General features: G+C 70.2%; 6 protein-coding genes. 1 reads left to right on the forward strand and 5 read right to left on the reverse strand.

Going from position 1 to position 7,796, the window contains the following annotated elements; translation table 11 throughout:
- Positions 1-31 precede the first annotated feature (31 nt).
- The 5 genes from ndk to ACFTQE_RS19320 form a co-directional block, all read right to left on the reverse strand.
- The gene (ndk, locus tag ACFTQE_RS19300) at positions 32-451 is read right to left on the reverse strand and encodes a nucleoside-diphosphate kinase (protein WP_375833178.1); all 420 of its coding nucleotides are present in this window, start codon (positions 449-451) and stop codon (positions 32-34) included.
- Complete coding sequence (locus ACFTQE_RS19305) at positions 448-909, reverse strand: DUF4233 domain-containing protein (protein WP_376926589.1); 462 nt, start codon at positions 907-909, stop codon at positions 448-450. The genes ndk and ACFTQE_RS19305 overlap by 4 nt, the downstream gene beginning before the upstream one ends.
- Positions 906-2,267 (reverse strand): bifunctional folylpolyglutamate synthase/dihydrofolate synthase, encoded by a 1,362-nt coding sequence (locus ACFTQE_RS19310; protein ID WP_376926590.1) that lies wholly within the window; start codon positions 2,265-2,267, stop codon positions 906-908. Before ACFTQE_RS19310 ends, ACFTQE_RS19305 begins: the two co-directional genes overlap by 4 nt.
- Positions 2,264-5,581, reverse strand: a complete 3,318-nt coding sequence (ileS, locus tag ACFTQE_RS19315; RefSeq protein WP_376926591.1) for an isoleucine--tRNA ligase — start codon at positions 5,579-5,581, stop codon at positions 2,264-2,266. The genes ACFTQE_RS19310 and ileS overlap by 4 nt, the downstream gene beginning before the upstream one ends.
- 278 nt (positions 5,582-5,859) lie before the next feature.
- Positions 5,860-6,255: a GntR family transcriptional regulator gene (locus ACFTQE_RS19320; RefSeq protein WP_376926592.1), complete on the reverse strand. Its 396-nt coding sequence runs from the start codon at positions 6,253-6,255 to the stop codon at positions 5,860-5,862.
- A 135-nt stretch (positions 6,256-6,390) separates the two neighbouring features.
- Here ACFTQE_RS19320 and ACFTQE_RS19325 point away from each other — a divergent pair.
- A partial coding sequence (locus tag ACFTQE_RS19325; RefSeq protein WP_376926593.1) for an MFS transporter occupies positions 6,391-7,796 on the forward strand: 1,406 nt, incomplete at its 3' end.

Below are 7,796 nucleotides of genomic sequence, written 5' to 3' on the forward strand. Positions count from 1 at the left end.
GCCTCCGTTCAGCGCTGCGAAGCGCGAAGCCTCAGAACCAGAGGGCGAGCTCGCGCTCGGCCGACTCGACCGAGTCGGAGCCGTGCACGAGGTTCTGCTGCACCTTGAGGCCCCAGTCGCGACCGAAGTCGCCGCGGATCGTGCCGGGTGCCGCCGTCGTGGGGTCGGTCGTGCCCGCCAGCACCCGGAAGCCCTCGATCACGCGGTTGCCGGCGACGCGCATCGCCACGATGGCACCCGACTCCATGAACTCGATGAGCGGCTCGTAGAAGGGCTTGCCCTCGTGCTCGGCGTAGTGACGGGCGAGCAGCTCGCGGTCGGGCTGCACGAAGCGGATGTCGACGAGCGAGTACCCCTTGGCCTCGATGCGGCGGAGGATCTCTCCCGTGAGGTTGCGCGCGACGCCGTCGGGCTTGACGAGCACGAGGGTCTCTTCGATGGGGGTGGTCATTGCTGTTCCTTCCATTGCGCGGCCGCTGCCGCTCGTTCTCGGTCGATACGTGCGCCGGTCACCATGCAGTACCACCACATGCCGCCGAAGAGCGCCCCCACGACGAACATCGCGGGGTTGAGGAAGCCCGACGCGAGGATGAGCACCTGGATGACCCAGCCGAGCGTGTACGCCCAGTTGAACCGCAGGAGCCCGATCGTCGCGATCAGGGCGAGGATGATGACGCCGCCGGCCGCGAGGGCGACCCACGACGGCAGCGAGCCCTCGACGCCGCCCTGGGAGAGACCCCAGATGACGAGCGCCGCGAGGAACACCACGATGACCTCGAAGCCGAGCACGATGGCGGCGAGGCTCTGACGGATGGAGCGCAGGGGTGCGACGGGTGCGTCGGCGGCGGTGTCTCCGGATGCCGCGGCAGCCGCGTCGTCGGGTTCGGGCATGGACGTCGAGTCGCTCACGAGCGCCCCCATTCACGGTCCGCGGCGATGGCGATGGCCTCGCCGACGAGCACGATCGAGCCCGTCACCACGACGGCGCGCTTCGGCGCCTCGGTCGCCCACTTCCGCGCGTCGTCGAGTGCGTCGAGCAGGTCGTCGTACTGGTGCACCTTGTCCTCGTTGCTCCAGCCGACGGCGGCGAGGGCGAGTTCGTCGACGGGGATCGAGCGTTCCGACGACGAGGTGGTGATGTTGAACCGCTCGACGGCGCCGTCGAGCGCCGTGATGATGCCCTTCGCGTCCTTGTCGCGCAGCACTCCGACGACCGCGACGATCTCGTCGAAGTCGAAGTACTCGTCGAGTGCCGCGACGAGCGCGCGCGCGCCGTGGGGGTTGTGGGCGGCGTCGACGAGCACGGGGGGCTCGGTGCCGACCATCTGCAGGCGCCCGGGCGAGGTCACCGCGCCGAGGCCCTGCTGCAGCACCTCGTCGGCCATGCGCATCGTGCCCGCCCCGAGGAACGACTCGACCGCGGCGATCGCCACGGCGGCGTTCTCGGCCTGGTGGCGGCCGAAGAGCGGGAGCGCGAGGTCGCGGTACTCCCCCGCGAGGCCCTTCACCGAGATGAGCTGGCCGCCGACGGCGACACGGGAGTCGAGCACCGCGAACGCGCCGCCCTCGACGGCGAACGTGCCGCCCCGCTCGGCGGTGACGTCGCGCAGCACCGTCAGCGCCTCGGGCGACTGGAACGCCGTGACGACGGCGGCCTCGGGCTTGATGATGCCGGCCTTCGTGCGGGCGATCCGCTCGATCGTGCTGCCGAGCGCCGACTCGTGGTCGAGGTCGATCGGCGTGAACACGGCCACCTGGCCGTCGGCCACGTTCGTCGAGTCCCACTCGCCGCCCATGCCGACCTCGAGCACGACGACATCGACCGGGGCGTCGGCGAAGCACGCGAACGCGAGTGCCGTGAGCGCCTCGAAGAAGGTCAGGCGGGGCGTACCGGCCGCTTCGAGCTCGGCGTCGACGATGGCGATGAACGGCTCGATCTCCTCCCAGTTGCGGGCGACCGCCTCATCGGAGACGGGCTCGCCGTCGATGAGGATGCGTTCGGTGAACCGCTCGAGGTGCGGGCTCGTCATGAGGCCCGTGCGAAGGCCGCCGGCACGCAGGATCGACTCGATCATGCGACTCGTCGAGGTCTTCCCGTTCGTGCCGGTGATGTGGATCACCGGGGCCGCTCGATGCGGGTCGCCGAGGATCTCCACGGCCCGCCGCGTGGCGTCGAGCCGTCGTTCGGGGGCGGCCTCGCCGACCCGTTCGAGCAGGCTGCGGTAGACGGCGTCGGCCGCATCCGCGAAGTCGAGTTCGTCGGTCATGCCTTCGCCACCTCCACGGTCAGTCGAGAGGACTCGCCGACCGTCTTCGCCTCGTCGCCGGGGGCCCCGGCGATCACGGTCAGTTCGATCGCGAGCGTCTCGCCGGCGATGAGCTCGCGGTGGCGCTCGGCTGCCGCGGCTCCGGTCTCGTCGAGCGTGAGCGTCAGGTGAACGCGGTCGCCGACCTCGAGGCCGGCCGCCTTGCGCGCTTCCTGCACGGCGCGAACGACGTCGCGCGCGAGGCCCTCGGCCTCGAGCTCGGGGGTCGTCGCCGTGTCGAGGATCACGAACCCGCCGTCGGCGAGCAGCGCGAGCGCGCTCGATCCGTCGCCCGCACCGCCGGCCTCGAGCACGAGGTCGTACTCCCCCGCCTCGAGTGCGATGCCGCCGGCGACGACCTGGTCGCCGTCGACGTTCCAGTCGCCCGAACGGGCGGCCTGGAGCGCCTGCTGCACGGTCTTGCCGAGTCGCGGTCCGGCGGCGCGCGCGTTGACGGTGAGTCGCTTCGTGACCCCGAAGCGCTCGGCGCTCGAGCCGTCGAGCGTGACGAGCTCGACCGCCTTGACGTTCAGTTCGTCGCGCAGGATCGCTTCGAACGGCGCGAGTGCGGCGGCATCCGTCGCGACGACCGTGAGGCGCGCGAGCGGGAGCCGGACCCGGCGACCCGACTGCTTGCGCAGCGAGAGCGCGGCGGAGCTGATCTCGCGCACCGAGTCCATCGCGGCGACGAGCTCGTGGTCGACCGGGAAGGCAGCGGCGTCGGGCCAGTCGGCCAGGTGCACGCTGCGCCCGCCGGTCAGCCCGCGCCAGATCTGCTCGGAGACGAGCGGCAGCAGCGGCGCCGAGAGGCGCGTGAGCGTCTCGAGCACCGTGTACAGCGTGTCGAACGCCTCGCCGCCCGAGCCGTCTTCGCCGACCCCGGCCCAGAAGCGGTCGCGCGAGCGGCGCACGTACCAGTTCGTCAGCACGTCGCCGAAGTCGCGCAGCTTCGCCGCCGCGAGCGGCGAGTCGAACGCCTCGAAGTCGGCCGTGACGTCGGTGACGAGCTCGCCGAGCTTCGCGAGCAGGTACCGGTCGAGCACGTCGGTCGAATCGGTGCGAGCGGATGCCTCGTAGCCGCCGTCCCGCGCCGAGTTGGCGTAGAGCGAGAAGAAGTACCAGGTGCTCCAGAGCGGCAGCATGAACTGCCGCACGCCCTCGCGGATGCCCTCCTCGGTGACGATGAGGTTGCCGCCGCGCAGCACGGAGCTCGACATGAGGAACCAGCGCATCGCGTCGGAACCGTCGCGCTCGAACACCTCGGAGACGTCGGGGTAGTTGCGCAGCGACTTCGACATCTTCTGCCCATCGCTGCCGAGCACGATGCCGTGGCTCACGACGTTCGAGAACGCGCGCCGGTCGAACAGCGCCGTCGAGAGCACGTGCATGACGTAGAACCAGCCGCGCGTCTGCCCGATGTACTCGACGATGAAGTCGGCGGGGTTGTGGCTGTCGAACCACTCCTGGTTCTCGAACGGGTAGTGCACCTGCGCGAACGGCATCGAGCCCGAGTCGAACCAGACGTCGAAGATGTCGGGGATGCGCCGCATCATCGAGCGACCGGTGGGGTCGTCGGGGTTCGGGCGCACGAGCTCGTCGATGTACGGGCGGTGCAGGTCGGGTTCGCGGTCGGGGTTGACCGGCAGACGGCCGAAGTCGCGCTGGAGCTCCTCGAGCGAGCCGTACACGTCGATGCGCGGATACTCGGGGTCGTCGCTCTTCCAGACCGGGATGGGCGAGCCCCAGTAGCGGTTGCGGCTGATCGACCAGTCGCGGGCGCCGGCGACCCACTTGCCGAACTGGCCGTCCTTGACGTTGTCGGGCACCCAGTTGATGTCCTGATTCAGCTCGCCCATGCGGTCGCGGAACTCGGGCACGCGGATGAACCAGCTCGAGACGGCCTTGTAGATGAGCGGGTTGCGGCAGCGCCAGCAGTGCGGGTACGAGTGCTCGTAGCTCGCCTGGCGGAGCAGGCGCCCCTCGGCCTTCAGCAGCTGGGTGAGCGGCTTGTTCGCGTCGCTCCACAGGAGCCCGGCGACATCCGTCACCGCCGGCAGGAACCGGCCGCCCTCGTCGAGCGAGATGATGACCGGGATGCCCGCGGCCTCGGAGATCTTCTGGTCCTCCTCGCCGTAGGCCGGGGCCTGGTGCACGATGCCGGTGCCGTCCTCGGTCGTGACGTAGTCGGCGACGAGGATGCGCCAGGCGTTCTGCAGGCCGTGCTCCTCGACGTCGGCGTAGTAGTCGAAGAGGCGGTCGTAGGCCACACCCTCGAGTTCGCTGCCGCGCACCGTGCGCGAGACGGCCGCGCGCGCGTCGTCGGCGGACTCGTAGCCGAGCTCCTTCGCGTAGTTGCCGACGAGGTCGATCGCCAGCAGGTACTCGCCGCCGAGCACCTCGGTGTCGGATGCCGCGGCGCCCGTCTCGGGCGAGCCGACCTCTTCGCGCAGCACCGTCGCATCGGGCGTGCCGTTCGGTCCGGCGGGCACGACGGCGTACTCGATGTCGGGGCCGACCGCGAGGGCGAAGTTCGTCGGCAGGGTCCACGGCGTCGTCGTCCACGCGAGGGCGCGCACGGCGGTGAGCCCGAGCGACTCGGCCTTCGCGCCGACGAGCGGGAACGTGACGGTGACGGTCTGGTCCTGGCGCATCTTGTAGACGTCGTCGTCCATGCGCAGCTCGTGGTTCGACAGCGGCGTCTGGTCGCGCCAGCAGTACGGCAGCACGCGGTAGCCCTCGTAGGCGAGGCCCTTCTCGTGCAGCGTCTTGAACGCCCAGATGACGCTCTCCATGAAGGTCACGTCGAGCGTCTTGTAGTCGTGCTCGAAGTCGACCCAGCGTGCCTGGCGGGTGACGTACTCCTGCCACTCCTTGGTGTAGCGGAGCACGGCGTCGCGAGCGGCCTGGTTGAAGGCCGCGATGCCCATCTCCTCGATCTCGCTCTTGTCGGTGATGCCGAGCTGGCGCTCGGCCTCGAGCTCGGCGGGCAGGCCGTGGGTGTCCCAGCCGAAGCGGCGGTGCACCTGCTTGCCGCGCATGGTCTGGAACCGCGGGAAGAGGTCCTTCGCGTAGCCCGTCAGCAGGTGGCCGTAGTGCGGCAGGCCGTTGGCGAACGGCGGGCCGTCGTAGAAGACCCATTCGGGAGCGCCCTCGCGCTGGTCGATCGAGGCCTGGAACGTGCCGTCGGCCTTCCAGAAGGCCAGCACGTCGCGCTCGACGGCGGGGAACTCTGGTGAGGGGGCGACACCGTGGTCGTCTGGGGTACGGGGGTACACGCTCGCTCCTTGCGGGGACGGATGCTCTCACGAGGACGCCGGTGCTCGATCGAGCGCCGCCGCGGTACCACCTCGCTTGCGAATCGCGCCGTGCGGCCGACTCGCCCCTCATTGCCGGCTGTGACGGGCCGCCCCGTTCGGTTCTACTGCCGAGCGGATGCCGCGTGGCGCCCGTTCGGGTTCTTCCGAAGACTCCCCGGTGATGGCCGGATCGATGTCGATTGTCTTCACGACCCCTGCGCCGGCCAGTGGCCGGACCGGTGTCGCTGCCGTCAAGACTACCGCGTCGGCATGGGACGGAGCACGCCCGAGGCGCGAGGCGCCGAGCGATACGCCTCGCTCACGAGGGCGAGGAGCGCCGCCTCGGGCAGCTCGTGGTCCTTCGCCTCGTCGACGAGGTCGTAGACGGCGCCGGCGAGGGCGGCGTGGCCGCCGATGCGCACGGCGACGACCGCGCCCCGACCGCGGTGGAGCTCGATGAGGCGTTCGTCGCGCAAGCGGTGGTAGGCGCGGAGCACCGTGTGCACGTTGACGCCGAGGGAATCGGCGAGCTCCCGTGACGCCGGGAGGCGCTCGCCGCCAGACAGCCGACCGTCGATGATCGAGGCCCGGAGGCCGGAGGCGAGCTGCTCGAAGAGCGGTGCGTCGAGGGTCGGATCGAGGCGGATCAGCATCTTCAAAGTCTATTGTTCTAGTGAAATTCGAACAAGTTGCTTGTCGCAGCATCGCGGCGGTGTCAGGATGTGTGCGGTCTTCGCGACCGCCTCACCCGCCGCCGCTTCCATCCGGCGCTCTCCCAAGGAATGACTGTGACCGCCACCACCCCCGCCGTCGAACCGGCCCCCACCGCCAGCCCCGCCCGCCGCGTGGCCTGGGCGTCGATGATCGGCACCTCGCTCGAGTCGTTCGACTTCTACGTGTTCGCGTACTTCACGGCCTTCTTCACCGGACCGCTGTTCTTCGAACCGCTCGGCGAGTTCGGCGCGACCCTCGCCTCGTTCTCGACGATCGCGCTCGCGTTCATCGTCCGACCGATCGGCGCCGTGGTCTTCGGCCACATGGGCGACCGGCTCGGCCGACGCGCGACCCTCCTCTGGACGGTCGCGGTGATGGGCGTCGCGACGGGCCTCATCGGCCTCCTGCCCACGTATGCGCAGGCCGGTTGGATCGGCGCCATCCTGCTCGTGCTGCTGCGCGTCATCCAGGGCCTCTCCCTCGGCGGCGAGTGGGGCGGATCGATCCTCCTCGCGACCGAGCACTCCGGATCGGTGAAGCGCGCCTTCTACGCCGCGATCCCCCAGCTCGGGTCCCCCGTCGGCTCGATCCTCTCGGCCGTGCTCTTCATCGTCATGACGCTCGTGCTCCCGGCCGAGGAGATCGTGGCCTGGGGCTGGCGGATCCCCTTCCTCCTCGCGTTCCCGCTCCTGCTGGTCTCGCTCTACCTGCGCTGGTCGATCGACGAGACGCCGGTGTTCCGCGAGGTCGTCGCCGAGGGCCGCCGCGACCGAGTGCCCTTCGTCACGATGTTCGCTCGTCGCCCCGTCGCGATCGTCGTCGCGATCGGCGCCGCCCTCCTCGGCATCGGCTCGTACTCGCTCATGAACACCTACACGATCAACTACGGAGCGGTGCAGCTCGGATTCAGCTTCCAGGACCTGCTCGTCGCGACCACGATCGGCGGCCTCCTGCAGCTCGTCACCATCCCGCTCTTCGGCGCGTGGGCGAGTCGCATCGGCTCGGCGCAGGTCGTGGCATGGGGTGCGCTCGGCACGCTCCTGATCACCTTCCCGATGTACTTCCTGCTGCAGTTCGCGACGTTCCCGATCCTTGTCGGCACCATGATCATCGGCGGCATCCTGCCCACGATGTCGTGGGCGGCGCTCGGCGGTCTCATGAACGACCTGTTCCCCGATCACTTCCGGTACTCGGCACTCTCGGTGTCGTACGCGATCGCGGCGACCGTCGCCGGGTTCGTGCCGCTCGTCACCGTGGCGATCGGCGAGGCCACCGGCTACGCCTGGTGGCACCCGGGCATCGTGCTCGCCCTGCTCTCGGTGCTGACGCTCGTCGCGGCGTACGCCGCCGCTCGCATGCGGAAGGCGCCCGAGGTCGGCGAGATCGACGACGCCGCGCCCGAGCCCGCCACCGTCTGGTCGATCGACGAGACGCCGGTGTTCCGCGAGGTCGTCGCCGAGGGCCGCCGCGACCGAGTGCC

The organism is Agromyces sp. NPDC056965, from assembly GCF_042673425.1.
In the GTDB taxonomy this organism is placed as follows: Bacteria; Actinomycetota; Actinomycetes; order Actinomycetales; family Microbacteriaceae; genus Agromyces.